Raw genomic sequence first — 19,059 nt, 5'->3', positions numbered from 1 at the left:
TCACCTTTATCTTTTTTATCATTTGATGACTGAAGCGATGGCTTGCTCACAAGAGTAAAGTAAAGGTGAGATACGTGACGAATTCAATAAATGAGACTGATATACAAGGTGAGTAAACCGACTAAAAACAGTCATGACCGACTGAGCTCAAACAAAAATGGCTACCTAGTAGGCAGCCATTATGGGTGAGAGCTTAGTCAAAACTAATGCACTGAGGGTTAATCAAACAATTCGATAACCAATTTATTGTCTTTAATCACTAGATTGGGTTCCGATGACTTAATCAACGACTCTTGAACCTTGTTGCTGTCGAGTTTGTAAACCGGAGACTGGGACAAAGCAAAACCTATCATCGATACAGCTGGTTTGAGTAGTGTCTCTATTTCAGGCGAAAGCTGTTTGCCTTTTTCTTCAAAGCGCTCTAGTCGCAGCGACTTTAGATACACCTCGCCACTCTCCTTGTCGTATTCGGGAATCGCGCTGAACTCTAAGTCTAAATCCAACCCCATATTAGGCATATTGAACACTTGAACTTTTGCATTGGTATTCGCCAACACGGACACGCGTTGTGCATCGGCTCGACCAATTTGCACTTCTAGATCATCCACAGCCACTTGTGCGTACATCACACTTTGTACACCAACCTCTTGTTCTAGCATCACTGAGTCTTCAAGGTACTTCGTCATTTCTTGCTCGGTAATGCTGTAGCTAACACAACCACTGAGCATCAGGGCTGTCACAGCTATAATCAAACGGTTCATTAACTTTGTTGTCATTGGAGATAGGCTCTTATTTTTTAAATGCATGGAACGGATGTTACCTCGAGATGATACTGTAAATTGGTTGTCACAATAACAGTGTCGGATAACTGGGCAGAATGATCCACCTAAATGGTGATGTCGTATCAATGAGAATTGACGAAAATAGTAAGGAAAACAATGACTGCATTAACGATATTTTACGATGGAACCTGTCCACTTTGTGCAAAAGAGATGGCAGCACTGACTAAGTCTGATTCCAAAGATCAGATCCAGACCGTCGATATCTACAGTGAAGCGTTTTCAAACTACCCGCAAATAGATGCCGAGGCAGCCAATACAATCTTGCATGCACTGGACGAAAACGGAAAGCTGCTGCTCGGTTTAGACGTGACTTACCAAGCGTGGAAGCTAGTAGGAAAGGGTTGGCTGTATGCCCCGTTACGTTGGGCGATTTTTAAGCCAATGGCAGATTGGTGTTATCTACGGTTTGCCAAAAATCGATATAAGATTTCGTTTTGGCTAACCGGAAAATCACGTTGCAACGGTAACAGCTGCACAAAATAGTTTTGAGTTAAGACATGCCGCTGGCGACTTTGTAGTAAACGATGCCAAATAGGGCTGCGAACACCAATACCGTAACGGCCACTTTCAACCAAATAAATTTCATGCTTTGTCCTTTTAATTCTGTTTACTGTTCCACGCGACAAGTTAGCACAACAAAACATACGGTTGTGTAATGATTGATAGAACTTTGTAGTCATACCAATCACAGTAGGTAAGTGTCAAGAAATAGCGCAGGAAAAAAGCTGGAGAACAAGGCGGCTCTTTTCGACAAGAAGTTTCGATAAGTAGTTATTCTACAATCAAAAAATCTAACGACTTTATCGAGATTTTTAACAAGCTAGGGTGAACAGTTATTTACTACGATTGGTATCAACCCTGATTCCCAGAGAGAACCTTTATGTCGGCAAAAGAGAGAAACCTTCCCACACATCGAATTTCTAGATTCAGTAAGTTCGCTTCGTTGGCGACAAGAGTCGCGGGTAACGTGCTAACGGAAGGCACCAAACAAATTGCACAAGGCAACAGGCCCAAAGCAAAAGACTTACTGTTAACGCCACAAAACATTGCTCGCCTGACCGATCAACTCGCACACCTGCGCGGTGCGGCTATGAAGTTAGGACAGATGCTATCAATGGATGCGGGTGATGTCTTAGAACCAGAGTTAGCCGACATTCTCTCTCGCCTGCGCTCCGATGCCGATCCACTGCCAACAAAACAGCTCAATCAAGTGTTAGAAAGCTCGCTCGGGAACCATTGGAAAACCGAATTCCTGTCCTTCAATTTTAAACCGATCGCCAGTGCATCTATCGGACAAGTTCACCAAGCCTATAGTGATGCTGGGGACAAACTCGCAGTCAAAGTCCAATACCCCGGCATTAGAAAAAGTATCGACAGTGATGTAGATAACGTGGGCACGCTGCTCAATATTGTTGGCTTGATACCAAAGTCGGTCGACTACAAAGGCTTGTTAGAAGAGGCAAAGAAACAGCTCCACGATGAAGCAGACTATGCTCGCGAAGCTGATTACGCAACTCGTTACCATGATGCATTGAAAGAATACTCTCACTTCGTCGTACCTAAGATCCATCCGCTAGTCTCTTCAGAATCCGTGCTCGCCATGGACTTCATCGAAGGCGTCTCGATAGAGCAAATCGAAAGTTACGACCAAAGCACACGTGACTTTGTAATGCACAGCTTACTGGAGCTTCTGTTCAGAGAGTTGTTCGATTTTAAGATGGTGCAAACCGATCCCAATTTCGCCAACTACCTTTATGTTGAAAACACCCGACAAATTGGCTTATTAGATTTCGGAGCAACCCGTGAGTACAGTGACCGCTTCAGCGAGGGTTATCGCTTGGCCTTTTCCTCTGTCATTAACAACGATGAGCAAGTGCTCAACCGAGCTTTAGAGCAAATAGGATTCTTTAGCGAGACAATTCTTCCCGAACAACGCCAAGCGATTCTAAATCTAGTGAAGATGGCCTGTGAGCCGATGTTAGTTGACGAAGAGTACGACTTCAAAGCCAGTGGATTGGCACAAAGGCTTCGTGAAGCAGGCACCATTTTGAGCATGGAACAAGAGTATTGGCATACGCCGCCCGCCGATGCGCTGTTCCTGCACCGAAAAATTGGTGGCATGTATCTATTAGCGGCTCGCCTTGGTGCAAAAGTGAATATCAGTCGCTTGGTCGCTCCATATCTTATCTCAGAGAGCAAAAGCACAACTAAAAGCGCGAGTTAATGAGACAGTAAATAATACGCAAAGTGATCATTTCATCGTGCTCAAGAGTAATAACCATTACGCCAACTAAAATGAGCCAACCCTATGAAATGTTCACTACTTTGCTCAACCGCACTGATTACAAGCCTCACGAGTTCCATCGCCTTTGCAGCGAGCTGTCCCGAAATACTTAATGGCAAACAGCGCTTGTTAAACTCAACCGAAGAAATCGCCTTGTGCGATGAGTTTCAAGGCAAAACTCTATTGGTGGTAAATACAGCGAGCCAATGTGGCTTCACTCCGCAGTTTGAGCAACTCGAGCAACTTCATCAAACCTACAAAGACCAAGGCTTCACGGTTATCGGTTTCCCAAGTAATGATTTTCGCCAAGACAAGGGAAGCGAAGAGAAGACGGCAAAGGTTTGTTACCTAGACTATGGCGTGACCTTCCCAATGATGGCGCGAGCTTCACTGTCTGGTAGCAACGCCAACCCCGTGTTTACAGAGATACAACAGCAAGCGGGCGTAACGCCTAAATGGAACTTTTACAAATTCTTGATCAGTAAAGAAGGTAAAGTCGTCGCCACCTTCCCTAGCTCCACATCTCCAGTGAGTGCCACGCTCAAAAACGCGATTGAGCAGCAGTTATGAAGGCGGATTACATGGCAACAACTCAAACCCGTAACACCATGGCCAAACTGGGGTACATGGGGTTAATTCCGTTTTTATTCGGTCTTCTCCTTTCGCTCACCGACAGCCAATTTATGGGGATAAGCGGTGAAACGCTGTTCATCACCTACAGCGTGGCAATTTTGAGTTTTCTTTCAGGGATCTTGTGGGCAAATGGCATCGAAAACTTTGAAAGCCAATCAAGTAACAAAGCACTGCTAATAAGCAACGCGATTGTGCTCATCGCTTGGCTGGCAGTATTGCTTGGCGAACAAAAAGAGCTAGTGACAACTCTGATTCTCATCTTTGGTTATATTGCGGTTTGGCGAGCTGAAAGGACGATGAGAGAAGAGAACCAGAGCCAAGGTCCTGATGGCTACTTTGATATGAGGACTCGGCTGACCTCTAGTGTCGTGTTAATGCACGGTATCGTGATGCTAACCTAGAGCTACGAGATTGTCTTTGAAGTGTGAGCCTTTGATTTAGTTAAGCGCCTTTGTTAAAAACCGTTAGCAACAATCTAGATGATGAGCTTCATCACTAACCTCGGCTCATCATCACCAAAGTAGTTGTCTTCTTGCTTGATGGTAACGAACCCCATCGATGCATAAAGCGCACGAGCCGATGTGTTATTTGGGTCTACAGTGAGCAAAAGCCTAGCATCTCGAGGCAACTGCTCAACCGCCTGTTGCATCAGTTTCCGGCCAACTCCCATGCCACGATAATTCTGGTCTACAGCCAATGATAGGACCCAAAACTCATTCTGCTTGTCTGTGGTTGTCGTTAAGGCATAGCCAGCAATCTTTGAGTCTTGCTTAGCAACCAATAAACCTTTTCCCCAGCAATCAAAGGCCTGACGAAAGAAAAACAGCGGATAGGCGTGAGCGCCAAACAAAGCATGTTCAAGCTGGTAGATATCAGCCAGTTCTTGTTTTTCCGCACAAACAACATTCATAGATAGACCTCATTTAAACCGAACCTCAAGTTTAAACATGCAAACTCAAAGGTGCTATTAACAATATATCAACAGCCTAAAGGCTTACGAACTACCTTAACGAAGATGCCACTTAACTAACGCCTGAGGAGTAGATTAGGTTACTTATGTTTTACTGTCGAATAACCAACAAATTTGCGCCAGATAACGCAAGAAAAACCGAGCACGCTTTGTTGAAACGTTTTGCCATTTGTGGCTTAGAGAACCAGTTTCTGAGGTATAAGCCAAATGCCGCGTAGATCGATATCGCGAGCATTTCTAACACTAGAAAGGTGCTACCTAAAACAAAGAATTGAGTATTTACGTTCGCTGAAACATCGACAAATTGAGGAAGGAATGCAGTGAAAATGAGTATCGCTTTTGGATTGCCAGCAGCGAGTGCAAATTCTTGTTTAAACAGACCAAACCAATTCTTATTTCGTTCGATATCCACGACCGGACTGGCGTGTGAGCGCCATAGGTTGAACGCGATCCACAACAGATACATCGCGCCAAATAGTTTGATCAGGAAAAACAGCGTTTCAGAAGTATAAAGCACAACCGCTAAGCCAGATGCAGCCAAAGCAATCATGCCAGAAAAAGCGAGGATTCTTCCTAGGCCTGCGACAAAGGCGGCCTGAAATCCGTAACAACGGGCGTTGTTCATTGATAACAAATTGTTTGGGCCCGGAGTCATGTTGAGCGCAAAACAAGCGGGGATGAATAGCATTAACTTCCAGATTTCCATTTTTCGTCCTTGTTAAAAACTTCGTAAATATTTAATCAATGAACGAATGCAGAAAGCTCTGTATTTACCGCTTCACATGCCGCCATTTTAATTAACCATTACTCGACAATATAATGCTCTTCGTCTGGTTCAATCAAATTCTCTGCAATACCAATTTCGCCCGCGATGAAAATCGCACTCGCTATCGTTTCTAATGTTTTATTCGGCTCTCTATCCGGTACTTCGCCCAATTCAGGAACTGGCTGCGATCGCGAGATTGAATTACAAACGACACTTTCACAAACGATATTGTGTTGCTCCTGTTGGGAAACTTCAGGCGGCTTGAAATCCGGTGAATTGAAGTCGGGAGCAGTAATACCCTCACTTGAAAACTCAGAGGCGCTGTATGAGGCAGCTGAAAACAGAGAAAGGAGCAGCATCCACTTATTCATATATCTTTCCATCGTTAATATTCACTGAATTTATAAATACTATCTAATCAGAAGTATTATGAACAGTGTTTTATTGTCAGGAATTATGATATCTAAGAATGCCGATTAGAAAGCCCAGAGCTTGGATGACATGAATTCAACTCACATGTGAATGCTTGCCTAACGTAAACTTATCAAGCAGCGCCTGTGGAACTGGGATAACAGAGTATCGAATGAAGGCCACTAACGTCACTATCGCCACAAAACTGCCTAAAACAAAATCATGAACATCAACCAGCACCAAGCCAAGAACTCGATCACTAATGATGGCAAGTATGGCGATACTCAGCGCTGTCATCCATTTACGATGCTCGTAAGGCAAGTACTCCATTTTTTGGCTCACGATATAGAGCAGTGACAGTCTCACGGCATAAGTGCCACAAAGCATCACCACAACGCCCCACACTCCATAAATCGGTGTCACAACAAAATAACCAATCGCAGCTAGAATCGCACACCCGCCTTGTATCCACATTTGCGATTGGCTTGAGTGACCGCTGAAACAGCCAAGGTTAAGGTAATCCCCAGCGTTCTTAATCACACCAATCGCCAAGAGTGCCACGACAATCGTGCCTGCATATTGATAACTGCTTGGCAAAATCAAAGTAATAAAACCAGGTACAGTAAGGATCATCAAACAACCGAATACAATGGCCAGATTAACACCGACTAACGCCCTATCGGCACACATCTTACTGCCACCCGGCTGTTGAAGCATCGCCACACGGTTTGGAAACCACCAAAGCGCGTAAGGCTGCAACAACAGACCAAGAATCAACGCGAACTTTCCGCTAACCGCATAAATCGCGAGTTCTTCGACACCGACGAAGCTTGCCATTACCCAGCGGTCGAGCCCCATGATCATATACATTGATGCACCGCCAACCAGAACGGGCAGTCCGAATTTTAAGATCTTCGCCGAGTATTTGAAGCAACCAAAAGATCCCATCTCTTGCCATTGATAACGCACTAAACAAACCATTAGCAACACACTGGATACCGCAGCTGAAATCAACACGCCATCTATACCGTATCCAGCCTCAAGCAAAACAAAAGTCATGATGGCTTGAACACCGGCTTTCAACACATTGAGCATGCAAAAACGTTTCGCCATCGCGTTCATACGCATCAGCGTTAGCGGGATAGAAATCGCCCCATCGAGCATGGTAGGAATAAGCAGAAGCAGTATCTGGTAAGGCTGGAATTCAACTGGCAACATTAAGATTAACAACGGCATACTGAGGGCAATCAAGGCGCCCCCAAGCACGCACACCAGCACGCTCAATGTGAAGCAGTTCGAGACGAGCTTTTGCTTTTCATCACCTTCGGCGACACCCACATAACGATACATGGCATCGACAATACCGAAGCTGAACAATATCGTCCCAATGTCTGCCAGCAAGACAATGGCTTCTAAGGAACCATACTCTGCCAACGTCATATTGTGCGTAATGTACGGGATCATCACCAATGAAATCCCTTTCATCATTAATATACCGATGGCGTAGTAAGCCGACTGCTTTAAAGAACCCATAGTCGTCACCTTTTCCTTACCAAGCTGGCTTTAGGAAACTTTTACAGTCTCCAATTAGGTGTCGCAATGTGCGTTTTTGAGGTGACATGACCAAAGAACGGAAACTGTAGGCAATAGCCTGTCTATTCTGTTGTAAACCTCGATAATAGTCAGCATAACCTTCCAGTATTCTCGCCTTTGCGATTTTGAAGCTAGAAGTGGGTAGATTCCATCGTTGACTGTCATTTTGGTAATGTTGAAGAATAGTCTCTATAGACTGCAAATTTCTCAATTTAAGACTTTCAGTTTGGGTAACAGAGCTCGCTCTCATCAAGTAGCCAACCTGCACCGAGTTCAACACACCGATCTGATGGTTTTCACTCATTCGAAGCCACAGTTCCCAATCTTCCCCATACTTGATGTCAGCATTGAAACTGTCTGTTTGAGAAAACACATCCGCTTTCACCATGACCGTTGATGTTCCAATCACGTTATTTTCTATGATGAACTCCAACGGGTTCTCGATATTGATGAACAGCTCATCTTGATCTTGAAACTGCGACCAGTAACTAAAGCAGTCGACTATTACTTGGTAATCTTCAGTAAGATGCTCGTAGTTAGTAAAGCTCATCGCGAGATCAGGGTAACGTTGATGAAATTCGAGTTGGCGCTCAATTTTTTCAGGAAACCAGAAATCGTCTGCGTCTAAAAAAGCGATGTATTCACCGGTCGCCTTTTCAATCCCTAGGTTTCTCGCTTGAGGCGCACCAACACCCAATGTGGACAACGTAATAATGCGTTCATCGTCTATAGAAGCAAGATACGTCGACGTTCCATCGTTACTGTTATCGTCAATGACAATCAGCTCAACATCTTGATGAGTCTGCTTTAGTACACTGCCAATCGCTTTCGGCAGGTAATCCAAACAATTGTAGGTAGGAATAACAACACTTACTTTAGCCATAATGACGCCCTCAGATTTATACGTTATATGGCTGACGTTGCATGTTCTATGCCGAGAGTGTCTTGCTATGAAATCACATCTAGATCAGCCACCTACGCGTCCATTCTCAAAATGACGACCAAACACAGATGTTCAAAAAAACTGCAACTCCAATTTGATTATCAATTTGAGAAAACGAGCTACCTCTTAAGGGGTAACCTTCGAAAAGCAATCAGAAAGCTCTCCAAAGCTACGATTCGATCTTGGTTCGTATCTTGCTTTATTGGTTATTACCTTGGCTTGATAGCTTTAGTCATATGGATTTGAGGAGTAAGGAATGAAGAAAGTAGCATTTGTGGCGCCAACCTACCCAGTACTCAGTGAGACCTTCATTCAAACAGAAGTCGACTCTGTGAAAGCGTGTGGGCACGATGTTTGTGTAATGACGTTCAAAATTGAAAACAGTGAAAAACAGTTCGACTACGACATTGTCGAAATAGGTAAAAATGTTCGGAAGGGTAAAGTCGCCAGCATTAACTGGATAGGTTTCATCAAGGCTGTCTCATTTATTTCTAAGCAAACCAGCATGCCGAAAAAGTCACTGTTCGCTTATGGGTTTAAATTAGCGCTGCAACTCGCGGAAAACGACGTCAAACACGTACATGCGCATTTCTGTCAGCACACCACAGCTCACGCCATCGTCGCGGCAAAGCTGCTGAATATCACCTGTTCGTTCGTTGCTCATGGTCATGATGTTTACGAGTTCGCTTATGACATTGAACATAAAATCTCATCGAGTGATTTTGTGGTTGCAGTGTGTAAAGACATGCTTGCTGACTTCAATACCATGGCGAAAGGAAACATTAAGCTCCTGCATTGCGGAGTTAATACCAAACAGTTCCAACTCAACCCAAAAACCGAAACGAAGCAACTTCGCTTTATTTTCCTTGGCCGATTAGTGGAGCAAAAAGGTATCCACCATCTTATTGATGCATTGGCGCCGATTGCCGAACCTCTCGACATTCATCTCGATATCATCGGTACTGGCGATTTAGAGCAACAATTAAAGTTACAGGTCAAAGAGCAAGGGCTCACTCGAAACGTGACCTTTCTTGGCGCTAAGCCTCATGAATGGGTGAAAGAGAAACTATCGAATTATGACAGCCTAATCGCGCCCTTCTGTTTTTCCGAAACCGGGTGTGTGGATACAGGACCACTGGTTTTAAAAGAAGCGATGGCCGTAGGAACGCCAGTTATTACCACCAACATCATGGGATGCAAAGAGATCGTCTCACAAGAGACAGGTTTTGTGGTTGGCGAAAAGAATGTGGAAGAATTAAGAGAAGCGATTGAGCGTTTCGCGCAACTAAGCAGCAACGATAAAGCATCGATGGGGTTAAAGGCACGTGAGAGAGTGAAAGACAGTTTTAATTCGATCAAACAAGCTCAGCAATTATCTCGTTGGATAGAGAACCCAGCTCAATAAGGATTAACTCAGGCAGTAAGCATCACAAGGACTGCTACGCCTCACAAGAACGACTAAGCACCATAAGAAAACGGAGCACCACAAAAACAAAAGAGCGCTACATCAATTTGAAATGTAACGCTCAACTTAGCACTGCCCAATGATCGCGACTTATGCTTTCAGTAGCTTTTCATTAAGAAGCCTAACTAGCCTGCTCGCAGTGCCAAAATAGACTCAATATCGTCGATGTCACGATATTGAGCGAGTTGTTGCTCTTTCGATGAAATAGCCACAATCGACATTCTATCGGCCAATTCGTTACCTTCAATACCAACGTGTCCGTTCACATGGTAGATGGTAATTTTTGAAGCCAGCTCTTGGTAGAGCGCATACGCCGGCTTAATAATATCGAGGTTTTTGATCTCGCCGCCCGACTTGGTCCAGCCCTTTTTCTCCCAACCCGTTGCCCACTTAGTAATACAATCTATCGAGTACTTAGAGTCACAATAGATCGCTACAGACAGACCCGCGTTTAGCTTCTCTTTTGCGAGCAAAAACGCCTGTTTAAGGCCATGCAACTCAGCGGTATTATTGGTACCAACAGGTTGATACAAGCCATACCACAATTCTGTTAATTGGTTGTTTCGGTATACCGCTAAACCCGTCCCCGCTTCACCGGGGTTTGGCTCACAAGCACCATCGGTAAAGATCTTGATATCAAAAGGCATATCAGTGATTTGCTGCTCCGAAAGAGGCGGCACCTTAGCTTTCGTCGCCTTACCCGCAGAGTTTGGCTTTGTCGCTGTAGAACCTGACGCAGACGACGTTTTACCACCGAAAGCAGACTCAGCCTCGCCTAGTGTTGGGAACGATTTATATCTCGCACCAGCAAAGCCATCGACTTGCGATTTACATTCGTTCCAAGTGGTAAAAATACCCGGTGTGCGACCTTTCCAAACCACATAATATTTCTTAGCCAAACTAACTCCTTACCAAAACCTAAATACACAATACCCACACCTAAAATGATTCAGCTATGGGGTAGTAATTATGCCTGATTACGCTTGAAACACATAAATCATTGCATGAAATGCAGCGTGTGTTTCAAGAATATCTACGTTATCGACCAAGTATAGAGCGTTATTTCTAATCACAAACCTAACGGCTTCTGATCAAGAACCTCTATGTGCTTCAAGGTCTTGTTTTAGTTTGGTCGTTAACTTTTTAACTTTTGGGAGAACTTGTTGCATTAACGACTGAGTCATGATCATTGACTCTGTTGTCACGGTTGGCATTTTTTTCAGAATGCTTTTTCCATGTTCTGTTTTGTAGAAATCGATCATTGCACTGAGCTCTTCTTCAGTGAATTGATTGCTGTAAATCGTTACAATTCCTGGCTCTAGCTTTTGCCAGCTAACCTCCTCTTTCATTAAGTCGTTCATGCCCTGATAGTAATCATCAAAAATAGCTTGTTCTGACTCTGAAACCCCTAGGTCTTTAGACATATTAGCCATCATGCTATCCATTTGAACGTATACCGCGTCCAACGTGGAATCGACATCCATAATCTGAAGAAGCTCTTTTATCAGAGCTTGCCTATCATCTTGTGCCGCTGATAATTGCAGCGGTACGAGTAGAAATAAAATTGCGAAAAATCTATACATTTTGAGGTCCCTTTAGCTTTGTAAAACAGCTGAAATATCTTTCCAAACATCTCAATACATTGAATTATTTGCAAATTTACTCACTTTTTATCCATAAGTAAAACGAATTAAACAGTACAAAATAATATAAAATCAATTGCATTTGAATGTCAGGAGTTTATTGGACAGATATGAGGAAGGCGAAGAGAGGAACAGAGCGCTTTTGAATAAAGAACCACAAGAGAACTAGAGCCTAAAAGCACTCGTTTCAAGTAATGAGTCATACACTTGAAACGAGGATAACTAATGGCGTGACACGACGTATCAATTGAGCTACGTATCAATGAAAAAGGTAATCAACCGCGACAAGGTTATAGAATAAAAACACCGCCATGCTGACGCCAATCGTTAGCAGCACATTGCCTGTTTTCCAAATCAACAGACCTGTGACCAGCGCGCCTATCAAGTATGGGTTTTCAAGGCTTGGCCAAAATGTCTGCTCTGGTGCAAATACAATCGGCCCCCAAATTGCGGTAAGCACAGCTGGGCTTGAATAGCGTAACAGGCGACGCGTGGTTTGATTTAATCGAAGCGGGATTGCTGGCTCTAGAAACAGATACCGACTAAAGAAAACAATCGCTGTCATAAGGAATATCGTAAACCAAATCATCTCTATTTCCCCTCCACAATTGTCTTGTTGCCGTTGTTTCGCTCTTGGAACGATTCGCTGATAAAGCCCGCTAACATACCGGCAATCGCTGCAATCATTAGCCCGCCCTCAATATTGTTAACCGACATGGCAACCGAAGTGACCAGTGAAACAACCACACACACCACGACGGGTAGAGTTCGGATTAATGGGAACACCAAGGCGATAAAGGTTGCTGCGACCGCGAAATCGAGCCCAATTTCATTGAGTGAAGGAATTTGGCTTCCCGCGACAATGCCGACAAAGCTCGCAATATTCCAAACGAGATAAAAACCGCCGCCTACACCCGCAGCATACCAGCGATTAAATTCTTTCTGAGACTGCCCACTACAAATCGCGAACAGCTCATCGGTGAGCCAAAATCCGAGTAATAGACGCCAACGCGCAGGAAGATGGCTGATTTTGTCACGCATCGATACGCTATACAGAAAGTGTCTAGACGTGATGAATAAGGTGGTCAACAACATGGTGCCTAGACCAATACCCGCTTTAAACATACCCGCAGCGACAAGTTGTGCAGAGCCAGCAAATAGAATAGCCGACATCGCTTGCGCTTGAAGCTGACTCAATCCAGCATCTATCGCATATGAACCGGCTAGAATTCCCCAAGGGATTACCGCAATACTCAAAGGCATTCCCGCTAAAACGCCTTTCCATAACTGTGTTCGTCTATCCATTGTTTCACTATCCATATAGTTCTTTTCTCTCTTCACATTCGCTATTCAATGTAAGAGGAGTTGAGTCGGTTCGATTGTACAAACTTGCTCGATTTCATGCCCCTCTGTTTGCCACACTTAACCGCACTTAACACAAGTTAGCCATGCCTTAGCCAAGCAAGTTTAGAGCATTTTGATGTATTGCCCCGGCGTGTAGCCATTGGCCTTTTTGAAGTGTCGATGAAAATGGCTTTGATCATGAAAGCCACACTCTTGCGCGGTATCAGAAATGGTATGTCCTTGTTTCAATAACTTACGCGAAAGCCTTAACCGAGATTGGATTTGATACGCATGTGGCGGAAGACCAAACTCTTTTTGAAAAGAACGCACTAAGTGAAACGGGCTCAATGCCGCCAGTTTAGAGAGTTCTTCTAGAGACACATCGGCTTGTGGAAAGTCATCTAAGAACTCTTTCACTAAGACAAGCTGGCGCTGAGTTTTCCCATCGAGTTGAGGGTTAAGCGGCGATTTTCCGTGTCGGCTAATCAGTTTAACCAACATTCCGTACATCAAGGTTTCTCTTAACAAGCGATTGTCAGATTCATCAATCGTGTTAAAGACTAATCTCAATTGATTGGCGAGTTCAGGGTCTTCAACAACCGCTCTTGGGAAGTAAGGCGCGCCGTAGTTCGGTAGGTTAAGCTCTTGAGTGATCTTGGCAAGTTGCTCTGGGAGTGGATACATGGCTCGATATGCCCAACCACCTTCAGTGGCAGAGTGACCGCTATGAACTTCGTCGGCATTGACCAGAATGATCGCATCTTGTGGTGCTATATGATGCCCGCCCGTTCGATAGAAACGCTGAGCGCCCTGCTCAATAACCCCAAGCGTATAGCCCTCATGGCTGTGGCGCGAGAAGTTCTGCTTTTCGTATTCAGCATTAAGGGTTTCAAGGCCACCGAGCTCTTCTGTGATCTTATATTCGGCCTTTTCTTTAGAGCGTTTCTTGTTCTCCATAACAATTCCCAAGCCTGTTAATTATCGAGCGACTTATCAGTCTACTCTATAGGCTCTTTCAGCTTTTGTACAAAATTGCGCTTTTGTTTGTTAATACTGTTTTTATCGTTGGCTTAATAACGCTTTCTAACTGGGAGGAAAGTCTTGGTCTATGACTAGTTGGCGAGAAATTGACAAATTAGTGGGGCAATCATGGCAATACTCTCTTCAAATCATCGGCAACAGATCTGATACACCATGAAAAATACACTGATCCTTTTCTTTTTCCTGAGCCTAGCAGGGTGCACTCATAACCAATCCAAAGCACTGAGCATGAACTCCTCGTCAGTCAATACATATCCTCAATCGATGTCGGACCTGCAACTGTGCGACACCTTGTATTACGGGCGCTCAAGCAACCAGACACTCGCAGCAATTGGCAGTGAATTCAATCGAAGAGGATTATCCAAGAGTTGGTGTGACACCGAAACCAACAAGCTTTATCTAACAAAGACAATTGACTGGGTTGCTGAGCAAGTAGAAAACAAAGAAGATTCAGAGGAAGAAGCATCTGCTGTTGTGCTGCCTGCGAATTGAGAAAGATGAAACATTCCTGAACAAGAAAAAGGCAAACTGCAGATAGCAAAAAGCCGCTCATAAAGAGCGGCTTTTTTAAGGGGTGGGAACCCAGCCACATCCCGGCACACAAGTCACTCGCTGCGGCTGCTCCCTTCCAGGCCTGACCGAGTTCACGAGCTATTGTTGCGGGAGGACCAGGCCCCCATAGATTCGTTTTCTAAGAGGCTTGCCTCAAAGAGTGATTGGATTATTAAGCATCACAGCAACCATTGCAAGCCCTTCCACCCTATTTTTGAACAATTGCGGTCTAAGTGCTTATCCTTTATTCAAACCATTAGAAAATCGCAGGTAAATTCACCATTTACCTGCATTTGGAAGGTTTGGATTGCTGGAGTACTAGATATCGATGTCTTCGTTATCTTCTGTGCGAATGATGTAGTCTGTCATCCACGCGGTACCTAATAGACACAACCACACCACAAAGACTGGGCTCGGTACTTCGATGCTTGGAGTAATCACCAGAGCCGCAAAACCGACCGTTGGCAGTGTCCAACACAGTAGTTTATTCCAGCGGAAGGTTTTCAAGCGCGTCAGCGTTTCCATCGATGCCATGATGCCCGTTACACACAAGGCAACCAAAGCGGCATAAGGTAAATCGGCTATCCATAATGGAAGTATTAAGCCTAATGACCACCAGCTGTGTCGGCTGGCAGGCTTAAGATGATTTGCCGCCCACCAAATCACGATGATTGATAAGGTTTGAAGTGTGGTAACCCACGGGACACCTTCAAGCTTGCCTGCTGATTGTGTCACCATGATCCCGACCTGCAAAGTAGTCACAATCAAGCCGGAAATAATCACGACCGACAAACTACTGCGTCTTGAGAAGACCACCATCAATAACGGGAATAGTACCCACGCACTGACAGACAGCGTGATAGGCTGCAAAGGAAGGGTTAGACCATAAGTGGTCATGGAAACAAGCAAAGCTAATCCTGCTATGCCCCCCTGCGGTAAAATCCATAAAGCAGGAATTACCATTGCAAGCACCGGGATATCTCCCTCACTTAAACTGATTGCTCTCGCGCAAACAACCGCTAATAATGTGGTGATCAAGAACTGAAACGTTGTAAATACCATAGCCCTCTCCTTCTACCGATCCGTGGTACCATACCAATCGTAGTAATTAACTGGTCACCCTAACTTGTTAAAAAACTCGATAACCTCGTTAGATTTTTTGATTGGAGAATGACTACTTATCAACAAAATCTGCCTTGCTCTCAAGCTTTTTCCCTGCGCTATTTTTGAACACTTACTTACTGTGATTGGTATTTATGAACTAGGAACATTTAGTATGGACCAATTTTTGAGCCAAATCTTTGCTGTGATTCACCAAATTCCATATGGAAAAGTAACAACTTATGGAGACATAGCACGTTTTTCAGGATTTCCGGGCTATGCGCGCCATGTTGGTAAAGCGCTGGGTAACCTGCCAGAAGGTAGCAAACTGCCTTGGTATCGAGTGATAAACAGCAAGGGTGAAATCTCTTTAAAGGGTGATTCGTTCGACCGACAAAAGCAGCATTTGGTTAAAGAAGGGATTGAGGTGAGTGATGCAGGAAAGATCAAACTCAGAATATACAAATGGCAGCCCTAGAGCTGCCACTAATCGTCAATTCAACTGGCTAAGTTAAGCCAATCAAGATGCCTTAACAGTGGCATCGATTTCTGATTAACGAACACCAACCAAACGTAGGTCTGCTTGCTGTGTATTTTCTACATCAGTAATTACTGACTTAATCGTGTCCGTTATGAAACGCAGTTTACCGTCAACATGAATCGATGCGCGCATGTTGTAACGGTGGTTAGCTTTAATTTTGTCGTTGTCGTAGCTCAGCTCGAATGCGAACGGTACTTGCTTACCGTCTGTGGTGAACTCTTGAGTTGCGATAACCGTCGATGGTGCATCAGCCAGTGAGATATCTTCTAGCGTAACGGTAACCACTGCATTCTCTGGCAATGCAATTCTTTCACGGTAGCTTACTGTTCCTGAAATCACTTGAGTGTTCTCTGCAACCACTTCCTGAGAAGCGCTCGTTTCTGATGTTGCTTGGCAACCAACAAGTAGGCCAAACGATACTAAAGACGTAATAAGAATTAGAGCCTTTTTCATATTCAATTTCTCTCAACATGTTTGCCGGACTCGGCAAATCTACTCAGCAATTATAAGAGAGCTTTCATATTCTGTCTCGAAACCCTATGATTTATTGACAGATATCTGACTAAGCTAAATGATTAACACCATAATCTGACACCCATTTTACGAAGAGGAATGCTGGCGATGAGTCAACCTTTACAAGAATTACTAAGTTTACTTCAGCTAGAAAAACTGGAAGAAGGTTTATTCCGTGGGCAAAGTGAGAACCTAGGCCTACCACAGGTATACGGCGGTCAGGTATTGGGACAAGCGCTTTCTGCTGCTCGTTATACCGTTCAAGACGACCGTAGTGTTCACTCGTTCCACAGTTATTTTCTGTTTCCCGGCGATCCTGAAAAGCCAATCATTTACGATGTTGAGAACCTACGAGATGGACGCAGCTTTAGCACACGCCGTGTAAAAGCGATTCAAAATGGCCGCCCTATTTTCTATCTCACTGCTTCTTATCATGGCGATGCGCCAGGGTTTGAGCACCAGATTTCAATGCCTGATATTCCGGGACCAGAGAACTTTGCCTCAGAAACTGAATTAGCGAGCCACATTGCGGAATTCTTACCAGAGAAACTGCGCAAAACCTTCTGTGGCGAAAAGCCGATTGAGATGCGTCCGGTGACGGTGGTAAACCCACTGAAACCTAAGAAGACGGAAGCGAAACAATACCTTTGGGTAAGAGCGAATGGCGCGATGCCAGACAACCACTTGATCCACCAATACCTGCTTGCCTACGCATCGGATTGGGGATTCTTAGTGACGGCGCTTCACCCACATGAAGTCTCTATCATGACGCCAAATTTTCAAGTGGCGACGATTGACCACTCAATCTGGTTCCACCGCCCATTCAAAATGGACGAATGGCTGCTTTATGCGATTGAAAGCCCAACGGCAGCGAACACTCGCGGCCTAGTGCGCGGCGAGATCTTCAACCAGAAAGGTGAGCTGGTAGCGACAGCAGTACAAGAAGGTGTGATGCGTTTTACTAAATAGCACTCAAATAAATAGCGGATAAACGCTTCTTACAAACCCCAAATACGCACAAACAAAAAGAGGCTAGGTTTAATACCTAGCCTCTTTCTTTAATGACGCTTAAGAAAACTCGTCACGCAAAAATCAATAAAACCTACTCAACTTCTAACGTTGGCTCAAACTCGCCTTGAACTCGCGTTTTAATGCCATCACCTGCGTCTCGTAGAAGGTTAAATGGCGATAACACTACGCCTTTCACCGCGCCCTCAGCGGCTCCCTGAGCGAGTTCCTTACTCTTATCAGCTAACAAATTAGCTTGTGCCAAAATACCTGGGACTTCCGCTCGTAGCATTTCAGATTCCGTGACGATGACAGGAATAGTCTGTTCGCGGTAAGACTTACTTTCAGCGAGCATTGGTGGCATTACGTCTACGCGGTATCTCTTTAATTCAGTTAATGTTGGTGGAATAACATCGATTCTTACCTGCTCGACTTCCGTTCGAACATTTTTCACTTCATCTAATATCGCAGGGATTTTGTTGTCGACCGAGGCTACGGTTTGATTCACATCATCGATCGTCTTTCTGACCTCTTCGACTGTGTTCAAAACTTGAGGAGCAAGATCGCTGACATGTTCTGCAAGCGCTAATAGCTCTTCTACTTTGAGCCCTTTGGTGAGGCCCGATATGTCTTCGATAACTTGCGGGTAAGTATCAACGATTTCACCGACTTTATTAGTCAATGAGTAGATGGTGTAACCCAAGTAAAAAATGGCGACCGCCAGTACCAGCTGGATAGCGGTAGATACTTTTGCAAACATGAATAATCCTTTTCTTTATCGCAGAGGCGATATCTAAACTGAGACGATAGTTAAGCTCAGACGATTGTTAATGCGTAACTAGGCGTAGCTTAAAGCGGCAATGCTGTCGTGTACTTCAATGGTTCCATCGCAAACGTCGAGGTCACATTAGAGATACCATCAATGCTATTCACCAAGCGCTTATAGAAATCATCAAAGCACTTCATGTCTTTAACCTGAACCTTCATCATATAATCATATTCGCCAGCCATGCGATAGAACTCCATCACTTCTGGAAATTCCGACACAGTATTCACAAAACGACCATACCACTCATGAGAATGATCACTGGTTTTCACCAATACGAACGCAGTAAAGGAAAGATCCAGCTTTTCCGGGTTCAGCAGTGCAACTCTTTTCTCAATAATGCCGTTCTCTTCGAGGCGCTTAAGCCTTTTCCAACAAGGCGTTGTAGTGAGATTGACCGCTTCAGAAATATCGTTCAATGACAGGGTGCTGTCTTCTTGCAGTAACCCTAATATTTTTTTATCTACGGCATCTATCACACTTTCACCAAATCGCATTTAAAGAGAATAATTTTCTACAATTTAAGCAAAACAAAGCAAATATGGCAAAGTTTTTCTCTCCAATTGTAGCTAAATTAGAACCA

The 19,059-nt window shown here is 44.3% G+C and carries 23 protein-coding genes and 1 other RNA gene; 8 read left to right on the top strand and 16 right to left on the bottom strand.

What is annotated here, in order from left to right; all coding sequences use genetic code 11:
• Window positions 1–218: 218 nt before the first annotated feature.
• Window positions 219–776: a DUF1439 domain-containing protein gene (locus BCU07_RS03255; protein WP_017065247.1), complete on the bottom strand. Its 558-nt coding sequence runs from the start codon at window positions 774–776 to the stop codon at window positions 219–221.
• Between the two features lie 162 nt (window positions 777–938).
• Between BCU07_RS03255 and BCU07_RS03250 the strand changes: the two genes are divergently transcribed.
• The 4 genes from BCU07_RS03250 (at window position 939) to BCU07_RS03235 (ending at window position 4,160) form a co-directional block, all read left to right on the top strand.
• Window positions 939–1,325 carry a thiol-disulfide oxidoreductase DCC family protein gene (locus tag BCU07_RS03250; RefSeq protein ID WP_017062190.1) on the top strand — a complete coding sequence of 129 codons (387 nt, stop codon included), beginning with the start codon at window positions 939–941 and terminating at the stop codon, window positions 1,323–1,325.
• A 397-nt stretch (window positions 1,326–1,722) separates the two neighbouring features.
• A complete protein-coding gene (locus BCU07_RS03245; RefSeq protein WP_102429119.1) occupies window positions 1,723–3,066 on the top strand; it encodes an ABC1 kinase family protein in 1,344 nt (447 codons plus the stop codon).
• Between the two features lie 84 nt (window positions 3,067–3,150).
• Window positions 3,151–3,696 carry a glutathione peroxidase gene (locus tag BCU07_RS03240; protein WP_017062212.1) on the top strand — a complete coding sequence of 182 codons (546 nt, stop codon included), beginning with the start codon at window positions 3,151–3,153 and terminating at the stop codon, window positions 3,694–3,696.
• A complete protein-coding gene (locus BCU07_RS03235) occupies window positions 3,693–4,160 on the top strand; it encodes a DUF3429 domain-containing protein (protein WP_017062213.1) in 468 nt (155 codons plus the stop codon). Before BCU07_RS03240 ends, BCU07_RS03235 begins: the two co-directional genes overlap by 4 nt.
• Window positions 4,161–4,234: 74 nt before the next feature.
• Here the strand turns inward: BCU07_RS03235 and BCU07_RS03230 are convergent, their stop codons facing one another.
• The 5 genes from BCU07_RS03230 to BCU07_RS03210 form a co-directional block, all read right to left on the bottom strand.
• Window positions 4,235–4,669: a GNAT family N-acetyltransferase gene (locus BCU07_RS03230; RefSeq protein ID WP_017062214.1), complete on the bottom strand. Its 435-nt coding sequence runs from the start codon at window positions 4,667–4,669 to the stop codon at window positions 4,235–4,237.
• Between the two features lie 151 nt (window positions 4,670–4,820).
• Window positions 4,821–5,435 carry a LysE family translocator gene (locus BCU07_RS03225; protein WP_017070275.1) on the bottom strand — a complete coding sequence of 205 codons (615 nt, stop codon included), beginning with the start codon at window positions 5,433–5,435 and terminating at the stop codon, window positions 4,821–4,823.
• Window positions 5,436–5,533: 98 nt separating this feature from the next.
• Entirely contained in the window at window positions 5,534–5,866 is a 333-nt protein-coding gene (locus BCU07_RS03220; protein ID WP_017062216.1) for a hypothetical protein, read from the bottom strand.
• 136 nt (window positions 5,867–6,002) lie between these two features.
• Window positions 6,003–7,439, bottom strand: coding sequence for a lipopolysaccharide biosynthesis protein (locus BCU07_RS03215; protein WP_102429118.1), 1,437 nt, complete (start codon window positions 7,437–7,439; stop codon window positions 6,003–6,005).
• Window positions 7,440–7,455: 16 nt separating this feature from the next.
• Window positions 7,456–8,382 (bottom strand): glycosyltransferase family 2 protein, encoded by a 927-nt coding sequence (locus BCU07_RS03210; protein WP_017062218.1) that lies wholly within the window; start codon window positions 8,380–8,382, stop codon window positions 7,456–7,458.
• A gap of 316 nt (window positions 8,383–8,698) precedes the next feature.
• Here BCU07_RS03210 and BCU07_RS03205 point away from each other — a divergent pair, with 316 nt between their 5' ends.
• On the top strand, window positions 8,699–9,847 hold the full coding sequence (locus BCU07_RS03205) for a glycosyltransferase family 4 protein (protein WP_102429117.1): 1,149 nt from the start codon (window positions 8,699–8,701) through the stop codon (window positions 9,845–9,847).
• 185 nt (window positions 9,848–10,032) lie between these two features.
• Here the strand turns inward: BCU07_RS03205 and BCU07_RS03200 are convergent, their stop codons facing one another.
• The 5 genes from BCU07_RS03200 to BCU07_RS03180 all read right to left on the bottom strand — a co-directional run bounded on the left by BCU07_RS03200 (window position 10,033) and on the right by BCU07_RS03180 (window position 13,851).
• Window positions 10,033–10,806 (bottom strand): viroplasmin family protein, encoded by a 774-nt coding sequence (locus tag BCU07_RS03200; RefSeq protein ID WP_102429116.1) that lies wholly within the window; start codon window positions 10,804–10,806, stop codon window positions 10,033–10,035.
• Window positions 10,807–10,998: 192 nt separating this feature from the next.
• Window positions 10,999–11,490: a DUF2059 domain-containing protein gene (locus BCU07_RS03195; protein ID WP_017087186.1), complete on the bottom strand. Its 492-nt coding sequence runs from the start codon at window positions 11,488–11,490 to the stop codon at window positions 10,999–11,001.
• A gap of 319 nt (window positions 11,491–11,809) precedes the next feature.
• Complete coding sequence (locus BCU07_RS03190; RefSeq protein WP_102429115.1) at window positions 11,810–12,139, bottom strand: AzlD domain-containing protein; 330 nt, start codon at window positions 12,137–12,139, stop codon at window positions 11,810–11,812.
• 2 nt (window positions 12,140–12,141) lie between these two features.
• Entirely contained in the window at window positions 12,142–12,870 is a 729-nt protein-coding gene (locus BCU07_RS03185; protein ID WP_004736409.1) for an AzlC family ABC transporter permease, read from the bottom strand.
• Between the two features lie 147 nt (window positions 12,871–13,017).
• Window positions 13,018–13,851: an AraC family transcriptional regulator gene (locus BCU07_RS03180; protein ID WP_004736410.1), complete on the bottom strand. Its 834-nt coding sequence runs from the start codon at window positions 13,849–13,851 to the stop codon at window positions 13,018–13,020.
• 237 nt (window positions 13,852–14,088) lie between these two features.
• Here BCU07_RS03180 and BCU07_RS03175 point away from each other — a divergent pair, with 237 nt between their 5' ends.
• Window positions 14,089–14,427: a hypothetical protein gene (locus BCU07_RS03175; protein WP_102429114.1), complete on the top strand. Its 339-nt coding sequence runs from the start codon at window positions 14,089–14,091 to the stop codon at window positions 14,425–14,427.
• An 85-nt stretch (window positions 14,428–14,512) separates the two neighbouring features.
• Here BCU07_RS03175 and ffs read toward each other — a convergent pair.
• Both ffs and BCU07_RS03165 read right to left on the bottom strand, forming a co-directional pair.
• An RNA gene (gene ffs / locus BCU07_RS03170) (signal recognition particle sRNA small type) lies at window positions 14,513–14,609 on the bottom strand.
• A 196-nt stretch (window positions 14,610–14,805) separates the two neighbouring features.
• On the bottom strand, window positions 14,806–15,549 hold the full coding sequence (locus tag BCU07_RS03165) for a hypothetical protein (protein ID WP_017064066.1): 744 nt from the start codon (window positions 15,547–15,549) through the stop codon (window positions 14,806–14,808).
• A gap of 214 nt (window positions 15,550–15,763) precedes the next feature.
• On the opposite strand from BCU07_RS03165, the gene BCU07_RS03160 reads away from it, so the two are divergent.
• Window positions 15,764–16,066: an MGMT family protein gene (locus BCU07_RS03160; protein WP_048609271.1), complete on the top strand. Its 303-nt coding sequence runs from the start codon at window positions 15,764–15,766 to the stop codon at window positions 16,064–16,066.
• Between the two features lie 75 nt (window positions 16,067–16,141).
• On the opposite strand, the gene BCU07_RS03155 is transcribed toward BCU07_RS03160, so the two are convergent.
• Window positions 16,142–16,582, bottom strand: coding sequence for a YbaY family lipoprotein (locus BCU07_RS03155; RefSeq protein WP_017058951.1), 441 nt, complete (start codon window positions 16,580–16,582; stop codon window positions 16,142–16,144).
• Window positions 16,583–16,750: 168 nt separating this feature from the next.
• Between BCU07_RS03155 and tesB the strand changes: the two genes are divergently transcribed.
• On the top strand, window positions 16,751–17,611 hold the full coding sequence (tesB, locus tag BCU07_RS03150) for an acyl-CoA thioesterase II (protein WP_029235187.1): 861 nt from the start codon (window positions 16,751–16,753) through the stop codon (window positions 17,609–17,611).
• Window positions 17,612–17,744: 133 nt separating this feature from the next.
• Here the strand turns inward: tesB and BCU07_RS03145 are convergent, their stop codons facing one another.
• Both BCU07_RS03145 and BCU07_RS03140 read right to left on the bottom strand, forming a co-directional pair.
• Complete coding sequence (locus BCU07_RS03145) at window positions 17,745–18,410, bottom strand: hypothetical protein (protein WP_102429113.1); 666 nt, start codon at window positions 18,408–18,410, stop codon at window positions 17,745–17,747.
• 89 nt (window positions 18,411–18,499) lie between these two features.
• On the bottom strand, window positions 18,500–18,973 hold the full coding sequence (locus tag BCU07_RS03140) for an Lrp/AsnC family transcriptional regulator (RefSeq protein ID WP_017062025.1): 474 nt from the start codon (window positions 18,971–18,973) through the stop codon (window positions 18,500–18,502).
• Window positions 18,974–19,059: the final 86 nt, after the last annotated feature.

Origin of the sequence: Vibrio sp. 10N.261.54.E10 (genome assembly GCF_002877735.2) — a bacterium.
GTDB classification, from domain to species: Bacteria; Pseudomonadota; Gammaproteobacteria; order Enterobacterales; family Vibrionaceae; genus Vibrio; species Vibrio crassostreae_C.
This window is presented reverse-complemented; position numbering and strand designations above follow the sequence as displayed.

Bases quoted from the DNA above. Each gene is read 5' to 3' on its own strand.
- BCU07_RS03255 (WP_017065247.1), bottom strand. From the start codon at position 776: ATGACAACAAAGTTAATGAACCGTTTGATTATAGCTGTGACAGCCCTG.
- BCU07_RS03250 (WP_017062190.1), top strand. From the start codon at position 939: ATGACTGCATTAACGATATTTTACGATGGAACCTGTCCACTTTGTGCA.
- BCU07_RS03245 (WP_102429119.1), top strand. From the start codon at position 1,723: ATGTCGGCAAAAGAGAGAAACCTTCCCACACATCGAATTTCTAGATTC.
- BCU07_RS03240 (WP_017062212.1), top strand. From the start codon at position 3,151: ATGAAATGTTCACTACTTTGCTCAACCGCACTGATTACAAGCCTCACG.
- BCU07_RS03235 (WP_017062213.1), top strand. From the start codon at position 3,693: ATGAAGGCGGATTACATGGCAACAACTCAAACCCGTAACACCATGGCC.
- BCU07_RS03230 (WP_017062214.1), bottom strand. From the start codon at position 4,669: ATGAATGTTGTTTGTGCGGAAAAACAAGAACTGGCTGATATCTACCAG.
- BCU07_RS03225 (WP_017070275.1), bottom strand. From the start codon at position 5,435: ATGGAAATCTGGAAGTTAATGCTATTCATCCCCGCTTGTTTTGCGCTC.
- BCU07_RS03220 (WP_017062216.1), bottom strand. From the start codon at position 5,866: ATGAATAAGTGGATGCTGCTCCTTTCTCTGTTTTCAGCTGCCTCATAC.
- BCU07_RS03215 (WP_102429118.1), bottom strand. From the start codon at position 7,439: ATGGGTTCTTTAAAGCAGTCGGCTTACTACGCCATCGGTATATTAATG.
- BCU07_RS03210 (WP_017062218.1), bottom strand. From the start codon at position 8,382: ATGGCTAAAGTAAGTGTTGTTATTCCTACCTACAATTGTTTGGATTAC.
- BCU07_RS03205 (WP_102429117.1), top strand. From the start codon at position 8,699: ATGAAGAAAGTAGCATTTGTGGCGCCAACCTACCCAGTACTCAGTGAG.
- BCU07_RS03195 (WP_017087186.1), bottom strand. From the start codon at position 11,490: ATGTATAGATTTTTCGCAATTTTATTTCTACTCGTACCGCTGCAATTA.
- BCU07_RS03190 (WP_102429115.1), bottom strand. From the start codon at position 12,139: ATGATTTGGTTTACGATATTCCTTATGACAGCGATTGTTTTCTTTAGT.
- BCU07_RS03185 (WP_004736409.1), bottom strand. From the start codon at position 12,870: ATGGATAGTGAAACAATGGATAGACGAACACAGTTATGGAAAGGCGTT.
- BCU07_RS03180 (WP_004736410.1), bottom strand. From the start codon at position 13,851: ATGGAGAACAAGAAACGCTCTAAAGAAAAGGCCGAATATAAGATCACA.
- BCU07_RS03175 (WP_102429114.1), top strand. From the start codon at position 14,089: ATGAAAAATACACTGATCCTTTTCTTTTTCCTGAGCCTAGCAGGGTGC.
- BCU07_RS03165 (WP_017064066.1), bottom strand. From the start codon at position 15,549: ATGGTATTTACAACGTTTCAGTTCTTGATCACCACATTATTAGCGGTT.
- BCU07_RS03160 (WP_048609271.1), top strand. From the start codon at position 15,764: ATGGACCAATTTTTGAGCCAAATCTTTGCTGTGATTCACCAAATTCCA.
- BCU07_RS03155 (WP_017058951.1), bottom strand. From the start codon at position 16,582: ATGAAAAAGGCTCTAATTCTTATTACGTCTTTAGTATCGTTTGGCCTA.
- tesB (WP_029235187.1), top strand. From the start codon at position 16,751: ATGAGTCAACCTTTACAAGAATTACTAAGTTTACTTCAGCTAGAAAAA.
- BCU07_RS03145 (WP_102429113.1), bottom strand. From the start codon at position 18,410: ATGTTTGCAAAAGTATCTACCGCTATCCAGCTGGTACTGGCGGTCGCC.
- BCU07_RS03140 (WP_017062025.1), bottom strand. From the start codon at position 18,973: ATGCGATTTGGTGAAAGTGTGATAGATGCCGTAGATAAAAAAATATTA.